General features: G+C 69.7%; 22 protein-coding genes. 9 read left to right on the top strand and 13 right to left on the bottom strand.

Annotated elements, in window-relative coordinates; translation table 11 throughout:
- Positions 1-45: 45 nt before the first annotated feature.
- Complete coding sequence (dnaB, locus tag T9R20_RS16870) at positions 46-2,610, bottom strand: replicative DNA helicase (RefSeq protein ID WP_322410493.1); 2,565 nt, start codon at positions 2,608-2,610, stop codon at positions 46-48.
- Between the two features lie 417 nt (positions 2,611-3,027).
- On the opposite strand from dnaB, the gene T9R20_RS16875 reads away from it, so the two are divergent.
- From T9R20_RS16875 to T9R20_RS16885, 3 genes are all read left to right on the top strand, one after another.
- Positions 3,028-3,534 (top strand): GNAT family N-acetyltransferase, encoded by a 507-nt coding sequence (locus T9R20_RS16875; RefSeq protein ID WP_322410494.1) that lies wholly within the window; start codon positions 3,028-3,030, stop codon positions 3,532-3,534.
- An 83-nt stretch (positions 3,535-3,617) separates the two neighbouring features.
- Positions 3,618-5,201 (top strand): hypothetical protein, encoded by a 1,584-nt coding sequence (locus tag T9R20_RS16880; RefSeq protein ID WP_322410495.1) that lies wholly within the window; start codon positions 3,618-3,620, stop codon positions 5,199-5,201.
- Between the two features lie 78 nt (positions 5,202-5,279).
- Positions 5,280-7,061 carry a hypothetical protein gene (locus tag T9R20_RS16885; RefSeq protein ID WP_322410496.1) on the top strand — a complete coding sequence of 594 codons (1,782 nt, stop codon included), beginning with the start codon at positions 5,280-5,282 and terminating at the stop codon, positions 7,059-7,061.
- Between the two features lie 337 nt (positions 7,062-7,398).
- Here T9R20_RS16885 and rplI read toward each other — a convergent pair whose 3' ends face one another.
- The 6 genes from rplI to T9R20_RS16915 form a co-directional block, all read right to left on the bottom strand.
- Entirely contained in the window at positions 7,399-7,851 is a 453-nt protein-coding gene (gene rplI / locus T9R20_RS16890; RefSeq protein ID WP_124291976.1) for a 50S ribosomal protein L9, read from the bottom strand.
- Between the two features lie 9 nt (positions 7,852-7,860).
- On the bottom strand, positions 7,861-8,115 hold the full coding sequence (gene rpsR / locus T9R20_RS16895) for a 30S ribosomal protein S18 (RefSeq protein WP_322410497.1): 255 nt from the start codon (positions 8,113-8,115) through the stop codon (positions 7,861-7,863).
- A 28-nt stretch (positions 8,116-8,143) separates the two neighbouring features.
- Positions 8,144-8,656: a single-stranded DNA-binding protein gene (locus T9R20_RS16900; protein ID WP_322410498.1), complete on the bottom strand. Its 513-nt coding sequence runs from the start codon at positions 8,654-8,656 to the stop codon at positions 8,144-8,146.
- 5 nt (positions 8,657-8,661) lie between these two features.
- Positions 8,662-9,039, bottom strand: a complete 378-nt coding sequence (rpsF, locus tag T9R20_RS16905) for a 30S ribosomal protein S6 (protein WP_235015035.1) — start codon at positions 9,037-9,039, stop codon at positions 8,662-8,664.
- Positions 9,040-9,215: 176 nt separating this feature from the next.
- On the bottom strand, positions 9,216-10,118 hold the full coding sequence (gene mmuM / locus T9R20_RS16910) for a homocysteine S-methyltransferase (protein ID WP_322410499.1): 903 nt from the start codon (positions 10,116-10,118) through the stop codon (positions 9,216-9,218).
- A gap of 25 nt (positions 10,119-10,143) precedes the next feature.
- Positions 10,144-11,478: a glycosyltransferase gene (locus T9R20_RS16915; RefSeq protein ID WP_322410500.1), complete on the bottom strand. Its 1,335-nt coding sequence runs from the start codon at positions 11,476-11,478 to the stop codon at positions 10,144-10,146.
- A gap of 67 nt (positions 11,479-11,545) precedes the next feature.
- Between T9R20_RS16915 and T9R20_RS16920 the strand changes: the two genes are divergently transcribed.
- The 5 genes from T9R20_RS16920 (at position 11,546) to T9R20_RS16940 (ending at position 16,409) form a co-directional block, all read left to right on the top strand.
- The gene (locus T9R20_RS16920) at positions 11,546-12,196 is read left to right on the top strand and encodes a helix-turn-helix domain-containing protein (RefSeq protein ID WP_322410501.1); all 651 of its coding nucleotides are present in this window, start codon (positions 11,546-11,548) and stop codon (positions 12,194-12,196) included.
- A gap of 9 nt (positions 12,197-12,205) precedes the next feature.
- Positions 12,206-13,222 (top strand): hypothetical protein, encoded by a 1,017-nt coding sequence (locus tag T9R20_RS16925; RefSeq protein WP_322410502.1) that lies wholly within the window; start codon positions 12,206-12,208, stop codon positions 13,220-13,222.
- Positions 13,223-13,242: 20 nt separating this feature from the next.
- Complete coding sequence (locus tag T9R20_RS16930) at positions 13,243-14,430, top strand: hypothetical protein (RefSeq protein ID WP_322410503.1); 1,188 nt, start codon at positions 13,243-13,245, stop codon at positions 14,428-14,430.
- A 117-nt stretch (positions 14,431-14,547) separates the two neighbouring features.
- Entirely contained in the window at positions 14,548-15,585 is a 1,038-nt protein-coding gene (locus T9R20_RS16935) for an NAD(P)-dependent alcohol dehydrogenase (protein ID WP_322410504.1), read from the top strand.
- Between the two features lie 335 nt (positions 15,586-15,920).
- Positions 15,921-16,409 carry an FBP domain-containing protein gene (locus T9R20_RS16940; RefSeq protein ID WP_322410505.1) on the top strand — a complete coding sequence of 163 codons (489 nt, stop codon included), beginning with the start codon at positions 15,921-15,923 and terminating at the stop codon, positions 16,407-16,409.
- 118 nt (positions 16,410-16,527) lie between these two features.
- Here the strand turns inward: T9R20_RS16940 and T9R20_RS16945 are convergent, their stop codons facing one another.
- From T9R20_RS16945 to T9R20_RS16965, 5 genes are all read right to left on the bottom strand, one after another.
- On the bottom strand, positions 16,528-16,926 hold the full coding sequence (locus tag T9R20_RS16945) for a DUF779 domain-containing protein (RefSeq protein ID WP_322410506.1): 399 nt from the start codon (positions 16,924-16,926) through the stop codon (positions 16,528-16,530).
- A 106-nt stretch (positions 16,927-17,032) separates the two neighbouring features.
- The gene (locus T9R20_RS16950; protein WP_322410507.1) at positions 17,033-18,583 is read right to left on the bottom strand and encodes an aldehyde dehydrogenase family protein; all 1,551 of its coding nucleotides are present in this window, start codon (positions 18,581-18,583) and stop codon (positions 17,033-17,035) included.
- Positions 18,584-18,667: 84 nt separating this feature from the next.
- Entirely contained in the window at positions 18,668-20,005 is a 1,338-nt protein-coding gene (locus T9R20_RS16955; protein ID WP_322410508.1) for a GAF domain-containing protein, read from the bottom strand.
- A 14-nt stretch (positions 20,006-20,019) separates the two neighbouring features.
- The gene (locus tag T9R20_RS16960; RefSeq protein WP_322410509.1) at positions 20,020-20,316 is read right to left on the bottom strand and encodes a VOC family protein; all 297 of its coding nucleotides are present in this window, start codon (positions 20,314-20,316) and stop codon (positions 20,020-20,022) included.
- Positions 20,317-20,405: 89 nt separating this feature from the next.
- Positions 20,406-20,744 carry a helix-turn-helix domain-containing protein gene (locus T9R20_RS16965; RefSeq protein WP_322410510.1) on the bottom strand — a complete coding sequence of 113 codons (339 nt, stop codon included), beginning with the start codon at positions 20,742-20,744 and terminating at the stop codon, positions 20,406-20,408.
- An 86-nt stretch (positions 20,745-20,830) separates the two neighbouring features.
- Here T9R20_RS16965 and T9R20_RS16970 point away from each other — a divergent pair, with 86 nt between their 5' ends.
- On the top strand, positions 20,831-21,487 hold the full coding sequence (locus T9R20_RS16970; protein WP_322410511.1) for an FMN-dependent NADH-azoreductase: 657 nt from the start codon (positions 20,831-20,833) through the stop codon (positions 21,485-21,487).
- 4 nt (positions 21,488-21,491) lie between these two features.
- On the opposite strand, the gene T9R20_RS16975 is transcribed toward T9R20_RS16970, so the two are convergent.
- The gene (locus tag T9R20_RS16975) at positions 21,492-22,922 is read right to left on the bottom strand and encodes a CCA tRNA nucleotidyltransferase (RefSeq protein ID WP_322410512.1); all 1,431 of its coding nucleotides are present in this window, start codon (positions 22,920-22,922) and stop codon (positions 21,492-21,494) included.
- Between the last annotated feature and the right edge of the window lie 13 nt (positions 22,923-22,935).

The raw sequence follows: 22,935 nt of genomic DNA on the forward strand, positions 1-22,935 counted from the left end.
ACTCGCGCGGGTGTCCCGCCGACCGGAGGACACACTCCCGCTGTCTTACATCCCCACGGCCATGTCCGTGAAGCGGGAGAAGTGCCCCTGGAACGCCACAACCACTGTGTCGGTCGGGCCGTTACGGTGCTTCGCCACGATCAGGTCGGCCTCTCCCGCGCGCGGACTGTCTCGCTCGTACGCGGCCTCGCGATGAAGAAGGACGACCATGTCGGCATCCTGCTCGATCGAACCCGACTCGCGGAGGTCGGACAGCGCCGGCTTCTTGTCCGCCCGCTGTTCGGGACCACGGTTCAGCTGCGACAGGGCGATCACCGGCACCTGGAGCTCCTTGGCGAGCAGCTTTAGGGCGCGGGAGAACTCCGACACCTCCTGCTGACGCGACTCGACGCGCTTGCCGCTCGTCATCAGCTGCAGGTAATCGATGATGACCATCTTCAGGCCGACCCGCTGCTTGAGGCGTCGACACTTCGCACGGATCTCGACCAGCGTCATGTTCGGGCTGTCGTCGATGTAGAGGGGAGCATCGTTGATGCGACCGCGCGTGGAGGCGATCGTCGTCCAGTCGCGCGAGTCGAGCGTGCCCTTGCGCATGTTCTGCAACGGGACCGCCGCCTCCGCGCTCATGAGGCGCATGGCGATCTCGCTCCGCCCCATCTCGAGGGAGAAGACGATGGTCGGCATGTTGTTCTTGATCGCGGCCGCGCGGGCGAAATCGAGAGCCAGCGTCGAGTTGTGGGTCGGGATCATCGACTCGCCCGCGAGATAGAGGTGGTCGTCGTTGTCGACCTGCACACAACGCACGGGAACGCTCGGCACCGGCCGGACGGCCGTCACATAGCGCCGACCCGTTCGCGTCGTATCGGCGGGGCGCTCCTGAGCGTGGAGAGCGCGCTTGCGCTCGAGCCAGAACACATCGTCGGTGGTGGAGAAGTTCAGGATGTAGCAGGTCGACGACTCCGCTGACCGGCCCTTCACGAGTTTCGTGGTCCGCCCGCACCGATACCCCAGGCTGACGATCAACTCGTACACCGAATCGGCCAGCTTCTTGTTGGTCACGGCGAACTGGCAGGACCCGACGCCTCGCACGACCGTTCCGTCGGTGTCGAGCAGCCCCGCCAGCAATTCACGACGCTGCGCCTCAGATGCCCGAAGGTACGCGAGCGGAACGTGCTTGTCGCCGAGGACACCGGCTTTGCGAAGGAGGGCAGTGAAAGACCCGTGGTCGTGATGGCAGGCTGCGCAGCGCTGCGCTTCACCCGAGAAGGCCTGACCGCAGTCCGGGCAGGACAGGCGCTCCGGATGCGCGCCCTTGTTCTTCGGCCCGCAGGTGCGTCCACACGTGCGGACGTGCGGGTGGCGAGCGCGGAAGCTCGTTCCGCAGATCTCGCAGACCCGCATGAGCTCCTCCCGCTCGAGCAGCTGCACGGAGTAGAGCATCCCGCCTCGAGCCTCGACACGGAGTCCGCTGCGGCGGATGAAACCGGGGATCTCGTCGGTCTCGCTCGTAATGCGATTGCCCGCGGTGTGACCATCACCGAGCCAGGCGCCGAGGGCGTAGGGGGCCACCGGGAGGTCTGCGTCGGGACCCTGGAGCGGCCGCCCGTTTCGCACGGAGTGATTCGCACGCCGCTCTGCCCCGACGGTAAGGGTCGCGGCCATCTCCTCGGTCGTCACGACCGAAGCCGTCGCACGACCACCGCGACGCGCGGCGCGCGTCTCGGTCACCCACTGGTGCTCGGCATCGGCGATGATGCGCGACCCGTCGGAGAACTCGACCTCGTAACAGGGTCGGTCGATCATGACCTCGGTTGCCGCGACGACCCTCGTCGGTCGTCCGTCAGCATCGAAGAGCTCATCGCCGACCTTGACCTCGCCCATCGTGGTCCATCCCGTGGGCGTCGGGAGCGGCGTGTCCAGGGCGAGGGCCTTGCCCATCGCCGGCCTCGCCGCCACGACGATCATCTGCCCGGGGTGCAGACCGTTCGTGAGCTGGTCGAGTCCTGAGAAGCCGGTCGGGATGCCGGTCATCTGGCCGTCGCGGCCGCGGGCCGCCTCGATCTCGTCGACCGCGGCGTCGACGGCGACGGTGAGCGGGACGTAGTCCTCGGTCTCCTGACCGCTGTTGACCGAGTAGATCTCGGCCTGGGCGTTGTTGACGAGCTCGATCGCGTCGCCCTCGCCCTTGTAACCCATCTGCACGATGCGGGTGCCGGCCTCGACGAGACGGCGCAACAGAGCGCGCTCGGCGACGATCGACGCGTAATACCCCGCGTTCGCCGCCGTCGGGACGATCGAGGTCAGGGTGTGCAGGTAGTCCGCACCACCCGCTCGCTGCAGGTCACCGGTCTTGATGAGCTCATCCGTGACGGCGATGACGTCTGTCGGCTCGCCGTGCGAGTACAGCGACAGGATCGCCTCGTAGATGATCTCGTGCTTGGGGATGTAGAAATCCGCGCCGCGCAATGTCTCGATGACGTCGGCGACGGCGTCTTTCGACAGCAGCATCCCGCCGAGCGTGCTCTGCTCGGCCGCCATGTCGTGCGGCGGCGTGCGCTCCGGCTCGCGTCGACCGCCCATGCGTTCATCAGAGATGTCTGCGATCGACATTGGCGATGTGTACTCCCCACTACTGGTGCGCGCGCGAAGGCGACGACCCGCCACGCCGGCCCCGGGATCCTGAGATCCCGCAGCGTCCGCGTCGACGCTGTGCGTGCGGCTCGTCCTGAGCTCCCCTCACGGTAGGGAGGGGCTCGGACACTCGCAAGACGACCTGTGGATAACTCTGTGCAAAGTGTGGGCGAAACGCCGCATGGCCTGTGAACAACCGCTGTGGACAACTTTGGGAATGGCGGGTGCCGCAGCATCCTTTAATGCCTCTCACCTGGTTTTTCCTTGCTCAACGAATGTGGATAACGATGTGGTTGAAGTAGGCATTGAAGGTTTTTCGACTTGACAAAGAGGTGTGGACAACCGTTGACATCCTGAGCGGTCGTCTGGATGCCGCGACACGGCGAGGATGGAGGGGTGACGTATCAGATTCTCGAGGTCGACCTCGACGATCCGCGCGCAGCGATGCTCCGCGGCGTGCTCGACGACGACCTCGGCCGCCGGTACGGACCCCTCAATCAGGACGAGCCCGCAGACGTCACCGCCGCGCGCATCGAGGCACTGCGCGTCACGCCGGCGCAGGTCGTGGCGACCTGGATCGCCGTCCTCGATGAGACCGCGGTCGGGCACGTCATGCTTCGGCGACTGGGCACCGAATGGGAGCTGAAGCGCCTCATCGTGACTCCCGGCGCACGCGGTCGTGGGATCGGCCGGGCTCTGAGCGAACGCGTCATCAAGCGAGCGCGGGAGGAGGGTGCGAACCGCGTGATCCTCCAGACCGGAAAGCCTCAGCCCGAGTCGATCGCCCTGTACGAAGACCTCGGATTCACATCGATCCCGGTGTACGAGCCCTATCGCGCCACGATGCCGAACTCACTCTGCTTCGCGCTGCCCCTCGTCCAAGACCCCTTGACAGCCTCATAGGCGAGTCATAGCATCGGAAATCCAGGCACCCCAGATCCGCGCGACGTTGCGCGGAGCGAGTCACTCGCGTGCGGAGGTGAAGGATGGACACGGCAGTTACCGGCCGATACCCGCGGCTCGTGCGGCTTGCGCTCGCGGGCCTCGGCGTCGCGATCGGATGGATGCTGGTGTCCTTCGTGCTCGGACTCTCGTCCTCGAGCGCCCTCGCCGACGAGTCGCAGGACTCGGGGGGTCTGTTGGGTGCGGTGACGACTGTCGCCGACGGTGGCGCAGACGCGGTCGGCGCCGTTGCTCAACCCGTTGCCGACACCGCCGGCGACGTCGTGGGCGGGGGGACCGCCACCGTCGAGAAGGTCGCTGAGCCGGTGACCGACACCGCCGGGGCGGTGGTCTCCAGCGGTGCGGGCACAGTCGAAAAGGTCGCCGAGCCCGTCAGCCACACGGTCGAGCCCGTCAGTCACACGGTCGAAAAGGTCGCCGAACCTGTCGCCGAGACTGTCGAGACCGTTGCCGAACCCGTGAGCACGGTCGAGACCGTCGCGGAACCGGTCACCGACACAGTCGAGAAGGTTGCCGAACCGGTTACCGACACTGTCCAGACCGTCGCGGAACCGGTCACGGATACGACGTCAACCGTTCTGGTGACCGGAACCGAAACCCTTGAAAGAGCCACCGCCCCCAAAACCACGGCCGCCGACACCGTGATCGACAGCGCTGTCGACACTGTCGAGGGCGTGGCGTCGCCGGTCACGAATCCTGTCCTGGAGATCGTGGGGGACCCCGTAACAGAGGTCGTGGGCGGGGGAGCGTCTGCGGTCGATGGCACCGTCGACGCTCTCACCGGAACGGTGGGAACCGTCGTCGACGGCGTCACCGACACCGCGGGCGATCTGCTGGATGCTGCGCCGTTGCAGCCGATCGTCAGCCCGGTCGCCGACGTCGCCTCGTCTGCGCTGGACACTGTCGGCGGCCTGACCGAGTCCGTGGGTGAGCAGGGTCCGGTGACGGGGGTCGTCGACGTGGTGACCGGTGTGGTCGAGCACACCCCGATCGTCGGCGAGGTCGCCGACGAACTCGGCATCCCCGGTGCGGTCGAGCAGGTCGGCGGGTCGCTGGACGACGGTGTCGAGTCTGTCGGTGAGACCATCGGCGGATCCGGCGAGAACCTTGCTCCCGCCACTCCGATCGCGGCCCTGCCGGTGGTCCGGCCGCCGCTGGCGACCGAGCGCCCCGGGTCATCCGGCTCTGCTCCTGTTTCACCCACCGAAACCGCCGAGGATTCCGCTGTTGGCGCCACGACAGCGGGAATGGATGCCGCTGCGGCGGCCTCGTTCGCGGCATCCGGCATCGCTCAGATCGGCCATCGACTGACCGGTGCCGCTTCCTCGCCCGCGGGTGCGATCATGCCACACGCGGTAGCCGCCGACTCGAACGACACCATCACCATCGCCGCCACCACAGAGCGCGGCGGACCTCTCCACTCACCCGGGGGAGTACTCCCCGGCGATGCCACTGCCGCCGCGTCCGGCGGCACCGGCCTCGGCGCCTGGGGGCTGATCGCCTTCGGACCGCTCTTCGCATACCGTGCCTGGATGCGACGTGTCGGTCCTGAAGATGACCGCCTTCCCGGGGCGCCGATCTTCGAGACAGACGCCTCTCCCGACTGATGGACTCCGCGCCGCCCTGCGGCGGCATCCGAGTCATCCGCGTTCGCGCGACATCCATCAGTTCAAGGGAGAACCTTCATGCACACGTTCGTCAAGCGTGCCCTTTGGGGCACGGTGATCGCCGGCGGTCTCACGCTGTTCGGCACAACGGTCGCCACCGCGGCCGAAACCACGGGGGAGGATGGTCTCCTCTCCGGCACCCAAGCGGTCGTCGATCTCAACGCACCGGTCTCGGTCGTCGGCAACGCCGTCTCGGTCATCGGTGACAGCGACTCCTCCTCGGAGACGTCGATGGCTCAGCCGGCGGAGTCAGCGGCCTCGCAGCCGACGGTGACCACCGACGGCTCCGACGGGATCGGATCGGGCTCGCAAGCCGTGCTCGACGTCGACGCGCCCGTCACTGTGTCCGGCAACGCCATCTCGGTGCTCGGCGACAGCTCGTCGGAATCCTCGACGACCACGTCGGCGCCGGTGTCGGCGGCGCCGGTCGCGGCCGAGACGTCCGGCGAGGACAGCATCCTCGGCGGAACGCAGGGACTCGTGTCGGTCGATGCTCCGGTCACCGTCTCGGGCAACGCCATCTCCGGCGTCGGCGACAGCGACACCAGCTCCGACACCGCCGTCACCACCGGCGGCAATGGCGGAGAGAACGGCGGCGGGATCACCGGCGTGACCTCCGGCGAGGACAGCATCCTCGGCGGAACCCAGGTCATCGCCCCGATCTCGCTTCCCGTGACGGTCGCCGGAAACGCCATCTCCGGAATCGGCGACAGCGACAGCAGCTCCGACACCGCCGTCACCACCGGCGGCAATGGCGGAGAGAACGGCGGCGGGATCACCGGCGTGACCTCCGGCGAGGACAGCATCCTCGGCGGAACCCAGGTCATCGCCCCGATCTCGCTTCCCGTGACGGTCGCCGGAAACGCCATCTCCGGAATCGGCGACAGCGACAGCAGCTCCGACACCGCCGTCACCACCGGCGGGAGCGGCGGCGGGATCACCGGCGTGACCTCCGGCGAGGACAGCTTCCTCGGCGGAACCCAGGTCATCGCCCCGATCTCGCTTCCCGTGACGGTCGCCGGAAACGCCATCTCCGGCATCGGCGACAGCGACAGCAGCTCCGACACCGCCGTCACCACCGGCGGCACCGGCGGCGGGATCACCGGCGTAACCTCCGGCGAAGGCAGCATCCTCGGCGGAACCCAGATCCTGGCGCCGATCTCGCTTCCGGTCACGATCGGCGGCAACGCCATCTCGGTCATCGGCGACAGCGAGACCGGCTCGACCACGGTCGTGCCCGGGACGCCGGGCACCCCGGGTAATCCCGGCACGCCTGGCACTCCTGGGACGCCCGGAACTCCTGGGACGCCTGGCACCCCGGGAACCCCTGGTCAGCCCGGCACCCCCGGAACCCCTGGTCAGCCCGGCACTCCTGGTCAGCCCGGCACTCCCGGCACCCCTGGTCAGCCTGGAACTCCCGGTCAGCCCGGCACGCCCGGAACGCCCGGGACTCCCGGTCAGCCCGGCACTCCCGGCACTCCCGGAACCCCTGGCCAGCCCGGCACTCCCGGAACCCCTGGCCAGCCCGGCACGCCCGGAACGCCTGGCCAGCCCGGAACCCCCGGCACGCCCGGAAACCCCGGTCAGCCCGGAACGCCCGGTACCCCCGGCCAAGCCAGCACCGGCACATCCGCTGGCCCGTCATTCGCTGCACAGCGTGTGATGGGCGGCACCGCCACCGCGTCCACGCCCCTCGCCGCCACCGGCGGCACGGTGACCGGCCCGGCAGCCCTGCTGCTAGCGCTCGGACTCATCGCCCTGGGTGCGGCCCTGCGGACGGTGCGGAGCCGTACGGCGTGACACACCCGATCACGGTGCGTGCCGCGGGGGACACGCACCGTGATCGTCACGCCGCTACGACGGATGCCGCGGAGCACCTGCCCCTGGGGATGGGCCGCTCCGCGGCATCCGGTAACACCTGATGGGAGCAACATCCGGCGAGCTACGACGCCACTGGCCCCGCCGAGAACCCACGATTCTGCCGAGACCCGCGCCGACGCGTGGTGTCTCGGCGCAGGCGTGAGGTCTCGGCCAACGTGAGAAGGAGAAGCCCGCGAGAACGACGGATGCCGCGGAGCCGCCCCCTGGGAAGAGGGCCGCTCCGCGGCATCCGGAATCCGCTCTGCGGGTCTACGCGTTACTTCGCGGCGACGACCTGCAGCGTGATCACGGCGGTGAGGTCGTCACGGAGGCGAACGGTCGCCTCGTGCTCGCCCACGGCCTTGATCGGCGAGGTGATGTGGATGGTGCGCTTGTCCAGCTCGCCGAGGCCGGCGGCCTTGACCGCGTCGGCCACGTCACCGGTCTTGACCGAGCCGAACAGACGCCCCTCGGCACCGGCCTTGACGGTCAGCTTGACCGTGTTGGACTCGAGACGGTTCTTCAGCGCGACGGCCTCTTCGTGGTCGTGGAACGCGCGGGCCTCGCGGGCGGCGCGGATCGACGCCACCTGCTTCTCGCCACCGCGGGTCCACTGCACGGCGAAGCCCTGCGGGATGAGGTAGTTGCGGGCGTACCCGTCCTTGACATCGACGACGTCACCGGCCGAGCCGAGGCCGGCGACCTCGTTCGTGAGAATCAGCTTCGACATGGGTGCTCCTTAGCGGCCAGCGCCGGAGTAGGGCAGGAGCGCCATTTCGCGGGCGTTCTTGATCGCACGGGCGATCAGACGCTGCTCCTGTACCGAGACACCGGTGATACGACGGGCACGGATCTTGCCGCGCTCCGAGATGAACTTGCGAAGCGTGGAGACGTCCTTGTAATCAATGACGCCCACGCGGATCGCCTTCGCGGGGGCGGCGTTCTTCGCGCCCTTCCGCGGCTTGCGGCGGTCGCCGCTCGACTTTCCAGCCATGGTTCTTCCTTAGGTATTCGAGATCTGTTTAGAACGGAGTGTCGTCGCCGTAGGCGGCGGATCCGGGGGTGCTCCAGGCGTCGGCGCCGCCGGCGTTCGACGAGCCGGGGGTCGCCCACGGCTCATCCGCCACCTGCGCCTGCTGACGGTTTCCGCCGCCGCCACCGCCGCCACCGCTCGATGCGCGCGTGACCTGAGCCGTCGCGTAACGCAGCGACGGGCCGATCTCGTCGACCTCGAGCTCGATGGAGGTGCGGTTGTTGCCCTCGCGGTCCTGGTAGTTGCGCTGCTTCAGGCGACCGGTCGCGATGACGCGGGAGCCCTTGGTCAGCGACCCGGCGACATGCTCGGCGAACTCCCGCCATACGCTCGCGCGGAGGAACAGCGCGTCGCCATCCTTCCACTCGTTCGCCTGACGGTCGAAGGTACGCGGCGTCGATGCGATCGTGAAGTTCGCGACGGGCAGGCCGTTCTGCGTGTAGCGCAGCTCGGGGTCTGCCGTGAGGTTTCCCACGACGGTGATGATCGTCTCGCCGGCCATCGTCGTTACGCCTTCGCTTCAGCCGACTCGCGGCGCGGGGCCCGGGCGGGAGCGGCAGCCTTGCGGGCGGCCTTCTCGTCGGCGCGCTTCTTCTCGGCGGCGACCATGGCCTGGGCCTCTTCGGCGCGAAGGACCTTGGTGCGCATGATGCTCTCGTTGAGCTTCAGCTGACGGTCGAGCTCCTGAGCGGCCTCGCTGGTCGAGGTGAAGTTCACGACGGCGTAGATGCCCTCGGTCTTCTTCTGGATCTCGTAGGCGAGACGGCGGCGACCCCAGATGTCGACGTTGTCGATCGAGCCATCAGCGTTGGTGATGACCTTCAGGAACTTGTCGAGGTTCGGGGCGACCTGGCGCTCGTCGATCTCAGGGTTCAGGATGACCATGAGCTCGTACTGGTGCGTGTGCGTCACTTACCCACCTCCTTCGGACTAGAACGGCTGCCGGGCATTTCCCGGTAGCAGGAGGGTGTGTGCACGTCGTCACGGGCTCACAGGCACGGGGCCCAGCCGGACAACCCTCCCATGCTACCGGATGCCCGGTCGCGGCGCGATTCCGCGGGTCAGCCGAGGGCGTCGGCGATGGCGCGGATCTCGTCAGGACCGACGCGACAGCACCCGCCGATGCCGCGCGCGCCCGCGGCGCGCCACGCCGCAGCGTCGTCGGCGAGTGAGCGCCCGGCACCCGACCACCGCCGCTCCGCGGCCCGCCAGGCCTCTCCGCTGTTGGGGTATACCAGCAGCGGAAGGTCGACGGCCGGACGCAGCACCCCGAGCGCACCCGTCACACCGCGCGGGTCGCAGCAGTTGAGTCCGACGCCCACCACGCAGGAGAGGGATGCCGCGATCCCGGCCGCCTCGGCCAGCAACTCGCCGGTGCGCAGCATCCCGTCGTCGCTGATCGTGACGCTCACCCAGGCCGGCAGGTCGACCTCGGCGAGCTCGGCGCAGATCGCCTCCACCTCGGCCAGAGAGGGAATCGTCTCAACCGCGAGCACGTCGGCGCCCGCCGCGGCCAGCGCCGCGAGGCGCGGGCGGTGCCACGCCCGCAGCTCGGCCACCGTCATCCCGTAGTCGCCGGTGTACTCGCTGCCGTCGGCACGGGCCGCACCGAAGGGCCCGACCGACGCAGCCACCCACGCGTCGGTCGGCGCGAGACCCGCCGCGTCGCGCGCCTCGCGCGCGATCTCGACACTGCGGGTGAGGAGCGCGTCGACCTCGCTCCGGTCCATCCCCACGGCAGCGAGACCCTCGTAGCTGACCTGATACGACCCCGAGACGGCCACCCGGGCACCGGCGGCGAAGTACGCCTCGTGGGCGCGGCGCACCGCGCCGGGATCATCCCGCAGGAGCCGCGCCGTCCACAGGTGCGACGACAGGTCGTGCCCGTGGGCTTCGAGCAGCGTGCCGAGGCCGCCGTCGAGCACCACGGTCCCCCGCGTCAGGGCCTCGGCGAGTGTCGGCACGGCGCCAGTGTAGATCGCGCGGATGTCACGATCCGGACGACCCCGTCGACGCCGCCCCCGTCGACGCGGGCGCGCCGGGGCGGCTGACGACGGTCTGCAGCAGCGCGGTGAGTCCCGCCAGTCCGTCCGCGCGCGCGTACGCCGCGGCGAGCGAGCGCGCCCGCTCGCGGAACGAGGGCTCACCCAGCACCCGCTCCACCGCCTGACCGACCGCCCCGGTCGACGGCGTCGAGGTGCGCAGGTTGACGCCGGCCCCCGTCCACCCGACTCGGGCGCTCACCTCGACCTTGTCCTCGGTCTGACCGGCGACCACCAGCGGCACCCCCGCGGCGAGGGCCTGTTGCACACCGCCGTACCCGCCGTTGGTCACCATGACATCGACTCGAGGGAGCAAACGGTCGTAGGGGAGGTACCGCGCGACCCGGGCGTTCGCCGGCACCCGGGCCCCGAGCGCCTCGACCGGACGGCCGCCCGTCGACACGACGACGAGCACATCCCGCTCGGCGAGCGCCTCGAGCGTCGGCCCGACGAGCTGATCGAAGTCGCTGTTGGCGATCGTGCCCTGCGTGACGTGGACCACGGGGCGATCGGTGTCGAGGTCGTCCCACCAGGCGGGAACAGAGGAGTCGGATGCCGCGGGCGTCAGGGGCCCCACGAAGTGCACGTTCGGGGCGAGATCCGAGCGCGGGTACTCGAAGGCCGAGACGCTGAACTGCGCGATCGCGTCCGCGTGGCGCGGCCAGTCGAGGAAGAGGCCGCCGAACGTCGCGCCCACCTCGCGCCGGCTGAGCGCGTCGGCCTCGCGCTGGACGCCGCCGAAGATGACGTGCCGAGCGGCCACGCGCAGTGCGGCGTTGCGCGCCCGGCCCATCCACCCCGCTCGCGGCGTGACGCCGAGGCCGAAGGGCGCCGTGTCGCGGCTGGGAACCCCGAGTGGGAAGATCCCGAGCACGATCACCGGCACCCGCTCACGGTCGGGGAGGTGGAGGGCGAGCGCCGACCCGAGGAAGAGCGGTTCGGTGAGCACGGCGTCGATCGGGTGTGCGGCGAGTTCCGCGCGCACCATCGCGAGCTGCGCCGGTGCGGGTCGGAGGAAGAGGGTGCTCATGTCGAAGCGCAGCGCAGCGGGCCCCGTCAGTCCGACCCGGTCGGGAAAGGCCTCGTCGGCGTGGTCGAGATCGACATCGGCGTCGTCGGTCATCGCGACGAGTTCGGCACCCGCCGCCTGCACCTGCGCCGCGTACCGCCGGCTGGTGAGGAAGCGCACGGTGTCACCCCGGTCGACGAGGTGACGGGCGATGCGCAGCAGCGGCATGACGTGGCCGTGGGCGGGTGTGCAGGTGATGAGAAAGGTGGACATGAGCGGACTCCCCCGTAGAATCGATAACCCCAGGAAGTATTCACTACCCCGTGAGGTTAGTCAATAGATGTCTCCCCCCGCAGCCGCCGGCCGCAGCTACCGCTCGGAGCTTCGCGCGCAGCAGGCGATGCAGACGCGACGGAAGATCGTCGCCGCCGCCGCCGATCTCTTCGCCACGCAGGGCTATCAGGCCACGACCCTCGCCGCGATCGCGCGGCGCGCCGGCGTCTCGGCCGAGACCGTCAAGGCCGCGGCGTCGAAGGCGGAGCTGCTCATCGCCGCCTTCGAGGTCACGTTCGCCGGCACCGAGGCCGCACCGTCACTGGCCGAGACCGAGGTCGCCGCCGACGTGCTCGACCTTCCGGACGAGGTGTTCCTCACCACGGTGATCCGCCAGATCGGAAGTGCCAATGCCCGCGGGTACGCCCTGTGGACGGTGCTGCTCGGCGCCGCCGCATCCGATCCCGTGGTCGAGGCAGCGCTGCAGGGCATCCTCGACCGTCGCGCCGCCGACTACCGTCGGCTCGTCGACGAATTGATCGCACGCCGCCTCGTCCCCTCATCCGCCGATCCACCGGGCCGCGCGGCCGCCGTGTCGTTCCTCCTCTCCCCCGAGGGGTATCAGCAACTCGTCGGTCAGTCGGGCTGGACCCACGAGGCCTACCTGAGGTGGGCGGAGCGCGCCGTGCGCGCCGAGATGTCCGCGAGCGCGGGGTAGCCTGGCGCCGTGGCGCGGACACCGATGGAATGGACCGGGGATGTCGTGGCGGGAGCCTGGCTGCGCGACCGACTCGACCCCGACGGCCCGGAGGGGGGCGCGACCATGCACGCCTGGGTGCCGCGCGGGTACGAGGCCTATGCGCGCATCTTCCACCCGGCTGACCGTGATCGCCCCGTCGGGCGCTCCTGGCCGCCGCTTCCCTACGGTCGCCACCACCGGGAGTGGGCGGCCTTCCAGGCCGACGCACCGCAGATCGACGCCGAGCGGGTGAGTTGGGCCACCGTGGCCGAGGCCTTCGGCACCACCATGCACGCCCAGGCGCAGTGGCACGGCGTCGTCGGCTCCCGTGAGGTCGAGGGTGAGGACGGGCCGAGGGATGCCGCGGGCTGGCGCTACTCCGATCCGCCGACGGGTGAGCTTCCCAGCGACCTCGTCGCCGCCGCGACCCAGACGCTGCTCGCACACACCACCACCCCGGCCGACGGGTTCGTCGCGCTGTGGGAGGGATGGGGTGGGCTCGTCGGACACCTCGGATACGGTCCATCGCGCGTGCTCTTCACCGCCGCCGGCGACGCCATCGATCCGACGACCGATCGGCACGCGAACTTCCTCGCGACATCCGCGCGCGACCAGTTCAACGACGTGTTCCGGAAGCCCTCGTGGCAGCCGGGCATCCTCGACGACGAGGTGTCTCGCGGCGCACGCCTGCGTCTGCCGAACCGCGACCACGTGCTGTTCCACGCCGACCTGACCCTGCTGGCAGACCCGGCGTGGCCGTGGCAGGTGCCGTGGCGCGACACCGCGCTGGAGGCGCCCGGCGGCGCGGCATCCGCTCTGTCGCCGAGTCTGGTGTGGCCGGCCGACCATGCCTGGGTCCTCGCGACCGAGGTCGACGCCGACTCCACGGTGATCGCTGGCTCGGCTGCGGCGATCCGCGCGGTGTGCACCGACGCGCGCCTGGAAGCATGGTCGATCGACGAAGGCGCCGACCTGTCGTGGGGCGGCGATGAGGTGAACGGATGACGGCACCGCGGGATGGGGCGATGAGAACGTCGTACCCGTTCGACGCCGGCCCGCTCGTGCAGCCGGTCGACGGGCGGGCGGTGCGGGAGTTCGCGAGGCGCCTTCGCGCAGAGGGCCGCGTCACCAGCATGTTCGGCTCGCCGCAGGCGATCATCGGATTCGTCGTGGCCGGCGTCGTCCTGCTGATCGTGGGGTCGTCGTTCCTCAGCGTGATCGCGGGGATCGTGTTCGCATTGGCGCGGAGCAACGGCGTGGCCGCAGCGGTCGCTGCGCTCGTGCCGACCGTGGTCGTGATCGGGGCGATCGCGCTGGCGGTGGTGCTCATCATCCGTGCGGTGCAGGGCTCGGCCGAGCGCTGGTACCGTCTCGACGGGTTCGCGCGGGCGAACGGCATGACCTACGTGCCGCAGTTCGGCTCGCCCGGCCTTCCCGGCATGATCTTCTCCCAGGGTCGGTCTCGACAGTCGACCGACCTCGTGCGCGGCGACCGGCCCCGATTCGTGGAGTTCGCGAACTACCGCTACGTCACCGGGTCGGGAAAGAACCAGACCACCCACAAGTGGGGCTACGTGGCCGTGAAACTCGACGTGCCGCTGCCGCACATCGTCCTCGACGCCACCGGCAACAACGGGCTGTTCGGCTCGAACCTGCCGCTCACCTTCGACCGGGACCAGCGCCTCAGCCTCGAGGGCGACTTCGACCGCTACTTCTCCCTCTCCTGCCCCGCGGGGTACGAGCGCGACGCCCTGTACCTGTTCACACCCGACATCATGGCCCGGTTCATCGACAACGCCGCCGCCCTCGACGTCGAGATCGTCGACGACTGGCTCTTCCTCTACGCCAAGCGCGACTTCTCCACCCTCGACCCCGCGACGTGGGCCTGGCTGTTCTCCGTGGTCGGCGCGCTGCTCGACAAGCTCGCCCAGTGGGCGCGCTGGCGCGACGAAAGGCTCGGCGACGCGCCCACGCATGCCGCCCACGCCGCGGCCGCGGCATCCGCTCTTCCCCTGTCCGGATCGTCACCACCGGGCGCGACCGCCGTCCCGTTCGCGGTGCCGGCGGCGTCGCTGCGACCACCGCCCGGGGTCGCCGCCCCCGGCCGGCGCCTCAAACGCGGCGTCCCGTGGGTCGCGGTCGTGGTGTTCGGTCTCATCGGACTGTTCTGGCTCATCGCTCAGACGGGATTCCTCGGCCTGTTCTTCCGCTGACCCGCGCGGCTTCGCCCTTCCCCCTTCTCGCGACGCACTCAGCGGGACGAGGGGTGGTGGGAAGCCCCGCGGCGGCGGAGAGTGGGGGTGAAGAACCACCCCGAACAAGGAGGCGCCATGAAGGCCGTGCAGTATCGCCAGATCGGAAAGGGGCCCGAGGTCGTCGAGATCGACATTCCCGAGCCGGGGCCCGGCCAAATACGGCTGAAGGTGACGGCTGCCGGGCTCTGCCACTCCGACTGGTTCCTCATGGATCTGCCCGAGGAGCAGTACTCCTATGGGCTTCCGCTCACGCTCGGTCACGAGGGCGCCGGCATCGTCGACAAGCTCGGCGACGGCGTTTCGGGAGTCGACGTCGGCGGCGCGTACGCGGTGTACGGCCCCTGGGGATGCGGGCTCTGCCACGCCTGCGCGCAGGGCGCGGAGAACTACTGCCCGAACGCCGCCGACCTCGGCATCGCCCCTCCCGGGCTCGGGGCTCCCGGCGCCATGGCCGAGTACATGATCGTCGACGACCCGCGTCACCTGGTGCCCCTCGGCGACCTTGATCCGGTCGAGTTCGTGTCGCTGACGGACGCCGGCCTGACGCCGTACCACGCGATCCGCGCCGCACAGCACAAGCTCTACCCGGGCGCCACGGCGGTGGTGATCGGGGCAGGTGGTCTCGGGCACGTGGGCATCCAGATCCTCCGTGCGATCTCAGCCGCCCGCGTGATCGCCGTCGACCTCAACGATGACAAGCTCGCCCTCGCCTCGGAGGTCGGCGCGCACGAGACGCTGGTGTCGGGGCCCGACACGGCTGCACGCATCCGTGAGCTCACCGGCGGACGCGGAGCGGAGGCGGTCTTCGACTTCGTCGGCGCACAGCCGACGCTGGACATGTCGCGCGAGGTCGTCGCGATCGACGGGTACATCCACATCGTCGGGATCGGAGGCGGGGTGCTTCCCACGGGGTTCTTCTCCACACCGTTCGGCGCCGCCGTCCGGGCGCCGTACTGGGGAACGCGATCGGAGCTGCAGGAGGTGTTCGACCTCGCCCGCGTCGGCGAGGTCTCGGTGCACGTCGAGCGCTACGGCATCGACGACGCCGTCTCGGCGTACCAGAGGCTGCACGAGGGGACGGTGCGCGGGCGCGCGGTCGTCGTCCCGAGCTGAACCCCACGGGCCGACCGCGTGCGCAACGGCGGGGCGGGCGGATGACACGCCGGGAAGGGATGCCGCGACGCGGCGTGCCGCGGGCGATCCCTCGATTGCGACCGACCGCGAAGTCGCATGCTCCCGACGCCGCCGGCCGAGGCCGGGGTTAGGGTATTGCCGTGCAGATTCGTGTGACGCCCGCGGGGCGTGAGGAGGTCGCCGGCGCACTGTGCGCCGAGCGGAGGTAGTCGTGCGCGCCGCAGAGCGGCGCCGACACCTCTTCATCGCGGGCGGTCTGCCCGCGGCATCCCATTCCGCTCGCTCCGAGCGAGCCGCACACGAAAGCCGTCACTATGCACGCACTCATCGAGAAGGACATCCGCGCGTCCTTCGTCAACGCCTCGCAGCGCGAACGCGCCGCCGTCGCCATGCCTGATCTTGCGGAGATCGACTGGGCCGAACGCGACTTCCTCGGCTGGCGTCCGCCCAAGACGCCGCTTGCCGCCTACGCGGTGATCCCCGTCGAGGACGACCTCGTCGGGATCGTCCTCCGCCAGACCGAACAGCGCACGCTCGCTCGCACCCAGTGTTCGTGGTGCGAAGACGTGACCCTTCCGAACGAGGTCGTGCTCTTCAGCGCGAAGCGCGCCGGGCGCGCGGGGCGCAACGGCAACACGGTCGGAACGCTCGTCTGCGAACACTTCGAGTGCTCGCAGAACGTCCGTCGGCTGCCGCCGCCCGCTTATCTCGGCTTCGACGTCGAGGCGGCCCGGGCGCGTCGGATGGAGGCGCTTCGCCTGCGCATCACCGACTTCGCGCGCGATCTCCGCGACAACACCTGACGCTCATCCGCTCGCCGAGAGTGCACCTGGGCGCCGAGAGCGCGGGGTTCACCCGCATTCTCGGCGCGCCGATGCACTCTCGCGGATGAGACCGGCGAGGGCCGGCGCGGTGCCGCGATCACGCCGACGGGGCGAGGCCGAATGTCTCCAGTTCGGCGTCGACGAGCATGCGCGAGCGGATGATGAAGCGGTTGCCGGTCGGCCCCTCGACACTGAAGCCCGCGCCGCGGCCGGGCACCACGTCGATCGTGAGGTGCGTGTACTTCCAGTACTCGAACTGCGCCTCGGAGATGTAGACCTCGATCGGCTCGTCGAGCCCCACCTCGAGCGAGCCCAGGTGCACGTCGCCCGGACCGATGAGGAACATGCCGACCGGGAAGCACATCGGTGCGCTGCCGTCGCAGCATCCGCCGGACTGATGGAACATCAGCGGACCGTGCTGGGCGGTGAGGGTGCGGAGCAGGCTTGCCGCCGCGTCCGTGACGGCCACGCGGCTGTGCGGCTTCGGTTCGCTCATCGGTCTCTCCTTTCGGGCGTTTCGTCTCGCTGCGCTCGCTCGACGACCGGGCGGGGGACCGGTCGTCGAGCGAGCCGCGAAGCGGCGAGGCGAGACGCCGCCGGGTTCAGAAGAAGCCCATCGCGCCTTCGGCGTACGACACCAGCAGGTTCTTCGTCTGCTGGTAGTGGTCGAGCATCTTCAGGTGGTTCTCGCGACCGATGCCGGACTGCTTGTATCCGCCGAACGCCGCGTGCGCCGGGTACTGGTGATAGGTGTTCGTCCAGACCCGGCCGGCTTCGATCGCCCGGCCCGCGCGGTAGGCGATGTCGCCCGAGCGGCTCCACACCCCGGCGCCCAGGCCGTAGAGCGTGTCGTTGGCGATCGAGATGGCGTCGTCGAAGCGGTCGAACGAGGTGACCGAGACGACGGGACCGAAGATCTCCTCCTGGAAGATGCGCATGTCGTTGGTGCCCTCGAACACCGTCGGGGCGACGTAGTAGCCCTCGGACAGGTCACCGCCGAGGTCGACGCGCTCGCCGCCCGCGAGGAGCTTCGCGCCACCCTGCTTGCCGATGTCGATGTACGACAGGATCTTCTCTAGCTGATCGTTCGACGCCTGCGCCCCGATCATCGTGGCGGGGTCCAGCGGATTCCCCTGCACGATCTTCGACACCCTGTCGAGGCCGTCGCCGAGGAAGCGATCGTAGATCGACCGCTGGATGAGGGCCCGCGACGGGCAGGTGCAGACCTCGCCCTGATTGAGCGCGAAGAACGCGAAGCCCTCGAGAGCCTTGTCGTAGTACGCGTCGGAGGTGTCGCGCGCGACATCCTCGAAGAAGACATTGGCGCTCTTGCCTCCCAGTTCCAGCGTCACCGGGATGAGGTTCTGCGAGGCGTACTGCATGATGAGGCGCCCCGTGGTGGTCTCGCCGGTGAAGGCGACCTTTCGGATGCGCTTGTGCTGCGCGAGCGGCGCCCCGGCCTCGATTCCGAAGCCGTTGACGATGTTCACCACCCCGGCCGGCAGCAGGTCGCCGATGATCTCGAAGAGGAACAGCAGGGATGCCGGGGTCTGCTCCGCCGGCTTGAGCACGACGCAGTTGCCAGCGGCGAGGGCCGGCGCGAGCTTCCAGGTCGCCATGAGGATCGGGAAGTTCCAGGGGATGATCTGCCCGACCACACCGAGCGGCTCGTGAAAGTGATACGCGACCGTGTCCTCGTCGAGCTGGCTGAGCGACCCTTCCTGAGCACGGAGCACACCGGCGAAGTAGCGGAAGTGATCGACGGCGAGCGGGATGTCGGCGGCGAGCGTCTCGCGTACCGGCTTGCCGTTCTCCCACGTCTCGGCGACGGCGATCTTCTCGAGGTTCTCCTCGATGCGGTCGGCGATCTTGTTGAGGATCACGGCGCGCTCGGCGGGAGTCGTGCGCTTCCACGACTCGAAGGCGCGCCACGCGACATCCACCGCCCGATCGATGTCTTCGGAGGTGCCGCGCCCGACCTCGCAGAAGGGCTTGCCGTTGACGGGTGAGATGTTCTCGAAGTACTGGCCCTTGATCGGCTCGACGAACTCGCCGCCGATGTAGTGGCCGTACCGGGGACGGTAGTCGGCCAGGGCGCCGCGCTGGCCGGGGGCGGCGTAGATGCTCGACACGCCTTCTTCGACGATGGTCATGGATGTCTCCTTCGACAGGTTCGCGACAGGTCGTCGTCGCGTGCCCCGACGCTAGGTCAGCGGAGGTTGCATCCGGTTGCGAGGTCACTCCTCGAGCTGCGCGATGCGCGCCACGAGAGCCGCCCGCTTCGGAGAGCGCGGCGGCAGCATCGATAGGCAGAGCCGGAGGACCTCGACGTCGTCGCCACCCGCAGCGGTGTCGGCGTAGGCGAGGAGGACCTCGACGGACGCTTCGGCGAGCAGCGCTTCGCGCAGAGTCGAGGCGACCGTGCCGCGGAACTCCTCCACGCCTGGCGCGACCGAATCGGGCAGCACGTCGCCCCGGTATGCCGAGAGTGCCACCCTATGCGCGCCGCGGTCGAGCAGCGAGAGGAGTTGATGGGCGTCGGTCTCGACCGCGGTCGTCAGACGGTAGGGCCGTGAGGCGGGGACGAGGGCGGGCGAGATCTTCTCCAGCACTTTGCGGAGGCGCACCATCTCGGCACGAAGCGTCACGACGGCCTCGGGGTCGCCGTAGACGAGGTCGCTCAGGCGCTCGGCCGAAAGGCCCTGCCGGTGGACGGCGAGGAGCAGCAGGAGCTCCGCATGGCGGCCGCTGACCTCGACGACGGATTCCGTGTCGCCGATTCCGACCTCGAGGAGCGCCCGGTCGCGTCCGAGCACACGCAGGGTGGCCCGCAGGGGTGCGGGGCCCTGGGCGCGAGACCTCAGGCGCGGAGAGGGCGACGGAAGCGATGGTGCCGCCCGCTCACGCAGCCGAGCGATGAGCAACTCGCCCTCGATGGCTCGCGCCGCGGCATCCACCAGCAGCTGTGCCTGCGGTGTGGCGGCCTCGGGGCCGCCGGTGACGTCGATCACCCCGAGGAGGCGCCGTGTCTCAGGGTCGTGCACCGGAGCCGCCGTGCACGACCACGGCTGCACGAGGCGGTTGAAGTGCTCGGCGCCGTGGATCTGCACCGAGCGGTCGAGGGCGAGGGCGGTGCCGGGGGCGGAGGTGCCCACCGCATCCTCCGACCAGTTCGCGCCCGCGACGAAGCCCATGTCTCCGGTGAGCGTCCGGATGCGGTGATCGCCGTCGACCCAGATGAGCCGCCCGGCGGCGTCCCCGACCGCGACGATGACCCCCGACTCGGCGGCGCCGCCGGGGAGCAGCAGCCCGCGCACCATGTCGATGACCGAGCCGAGCGGATGGCTGCGACGGTAGTGGTCGAGCGCATCGGCGTCGAGATCGAGCGGCGGAAGGTCCTCGGCTCCGACGAGACCCTGAAGCGAACGGCGCCATGAATCGCGGACCAGAGGACGCACGTCGTCGAGCCGCCGATCGGCGGCGTTGCCGGCGAGCAGCTCCTCGTGCGCGCGCTCGATCAGCAGCCGCGTGGTCTCGGGCGAGACCTCGCGGCGCGACGACCACGACGATGTCACGCCGGCTCCGTTCGTCAGCGAGCGGTTGCCGCCAGTGTACGTCCGCGCGCCCCTCGCTCGAGCAGCGTGGCCAGCGAACGGTCGACGTCGTCCACCGCCCACTGCATGACGGCCCCCGCCGGGCCGTCCGGCATCGGCGGTCGGTACCGTCCGTCGATGATGCCGAGCTCGTGCTCGTCGTCGCCGACCCGGAACTCGATGTACCCCGGCACGACGTAATACGGCTCGATGCCGACCAGGGTCGTGTACCAGTCGCGCGCAGCGTCCAGATCGTCGGCGTAGTAGCTGATGGTGGCGAATCCTCGAAGCATGGGCGCTCTCCTGTCCGGTCACCCCCAGCATCCGCTCCGACGCGGTCAGATCCTGTCCGCGGTACCGCCCGCTGCGCCTTCTCCTCGCGTCAGCGCGGAGCGGCGATGAGGTTGATCCGCGCCCAGTCGCCCAGCTGCGCGAGCACCGGGACGAGTTCGCGCCCCGCGTCCGAGAGCCGGTACGTCACGGCGATCGGCGGACCCGCGTCGACCTCCCGGATGACGAGGCCGGCGTCAGCCAACTCGGTCAGCCGATCCGACAGCACGGCGTCGCTGATCCCGGTCACCGTCCGGCGCAGCGCGACGAAGGAGAGCTCGCCGCCGCCGAGGGCGTCGATGATCATGCCGTTCCAGCGTTTGCCGAGGATCGAGAACGCCAGCGTGACGGCGGCATCGCACTGATGCGCCTCCGCTGCCCGTTCGTCCACGTGATGAGTCTACCCGTGCTACGCTCGCCGTAGTCGCTCTCCTTTTCATAGTGACTCATCGTTTCCCAGTCGTCGTCAGGAGCATCATGTCCCTCTTCCGCTTGGATGCCAGTGTCTTCCCCGCTCGGTCGGCCAGTCGCGAGCTCGCCGACCTCGTCGAAGCCGAATGGGTGGCCGCCCATCCCGATTCGTCTGTCACCCGCCGCGACATCGCCGCCGATCCCGTCCCCGCCACCGCGTGGGTCGACGCCGTGACGGGCGGGATGACCCCCGAGGCCGACCGGTCGCCCGGGCAGCGAGAGGCTCTCACCCTCGCCCGCACCTTCGCCGACGAGATGATCGACGCCGACGCGCTCCTCTTCGCCGTGCCGCTGTACAACTACGGCGTCTCGCAGCACTTCAAGTCGTGGTTCGACGTCGCGTACACCGACCCGCGCATCGACCCGCAGGGCACGGCGCTGAACGGGAAGCCCGCGACGCTCGTGACCGTTCTCGGCGGCAACTACGCGCCGGGTACGCCGAAAGAGGGCTGGGACCACTCGACGGGATGGCTGCGCCGCGTCCTGCAGGATGTCTGGGGGCTCGACCTTCGCGTCGTGCAGCGTCCCTTCACCCTCGTCGGCGTGAATCCGGCACTCGACGCCTTCGCCGACACGGCCGCCGAGCTGCGGGAGCAGGCGGAGGCGGGTGCGCGACGATCGGGTCGCGAGATCGCCGAAGCGCACCGCGCGCGCGTCGCCTGACGCGTCACGCCGAGCGCGCCGCCCACCACGCGCGGAGGCGCCGCTCGGCCTCCTCCTCGCCGAGCACCCCCTCGTCGAGGCGCAGATCGAGGAGGAATCGGTAGGCCTCGCCGACCTCGCGGCCGGGGCGGATGCTGAGCACCTCCTGGATGCGGTTGCCGTCGAGCTCGGGGCGCACCGCGTCGATCTGCTCCTGCTCCCGCAGGGCGGCGATGCGATTCTCGATGTCGTCGTACGCCGACGCGAGCCGCATCGCCTTTCGTCGATTGCGCGTCGTCACGTCGGCGCGGGTGAGGATGTGCAGGCGCTCGAGCTCCGCATCCGCGTCGCGGACATAGCGCCGCACCGCCGAGTCGGTCCACGCGCCCTCGGCGTAGCCGAAGAACCGCAGGTGCAGCTCGATCAGCCTCGTCACGGTGCCGATCGTGTCGCTGTCGAACCGCAGCGCCTGCAGGCGCTTGCGCGCCATGCGGGCACCCTTGACGTCGTGATGATGGAAGGTCACGCCGCCGCCCGGCTCGAGCCGCCTCGTCGCGGGCTTGCCGATGTCGTGCAGCAGGGCGGCGAGCCGCAGCGGCACGTCGGGCGCGGCATCCGGATTTCTCTCCCGCTCCAGCTCGATCGTCTGACGCAGCACTGTCAGTGAGTGCTCGTAGACGTCCTTGTGGTGGTGGTGCTCGTCGATCTCGAGGCGGAGCGCCGGCACTTCGGGGAGGAAGAGATCGATCAGTCCGGTCTCGACGAGAAGCCGGATGCCGCGGACGGGGTCGGCGGTCTGGAGCAGCTTGACCAGCTCACCCTGGATGCGCTCGGGGCTCACGATGGAGAGGGTCTCGCGCAGCTCGGTCATCGCCGCAACGGTGTCGGGGTCGACGTCGAACTCCAGCTGTGACGCGAAACGCGCGGCCCGCAGCATCCGGAGCGGATCGTCGCCGAAGCTCACCCGCGGATCGCCGGGTGTGCGCAATCGCCGCTCGACGAGGTCTTCGACACCCCCGGTCGGGTCGACGAGGGTGCACGCGGGCACCCTGAGCGCCATCGCGTTCACCGTGAAATCCCGGCGTGCGAGGTCGCCTTCGAGGCTGTCGCCGAATTCGACGGTGGGCTTGCGGGTCACCCCGTCGTAGCTGTCGGCGCGGTAGGTCGTGATCTCGACGCTCTCGCCCTGCACCTTCGCCCCGATCGTGCCGAACGCGCGGCCGATGTCCCACTGCGCGGAGCTGATGGGGGTGACGATCCGCAGGATGTCGTCGGGCGACGCATCGGTGGTGAAGTCGAGGTCGTTCGTCTGCCGCCCCAGGAACGCATCGCGCACCGGTCCTCCCACGACCGAGAGTTCCCGCCCGGCGTCGTCGAACGCGGCAGCGAGGGCCGACACGACCGGTGATGCGGCGAGCGCGCTCAGGCGCGCAAGACCTTCGGCCATGTTGAGCATGGCTTCCACGATA

Source organism: Microbacterium invictum, from assembly GCF_034421375.1.
GTDB lineage: Bacteria > Actinomycetota > Actinomycetes > Actinomycetales > Microbacteriaceae > Microbacterium > Microbacterium invictum_A.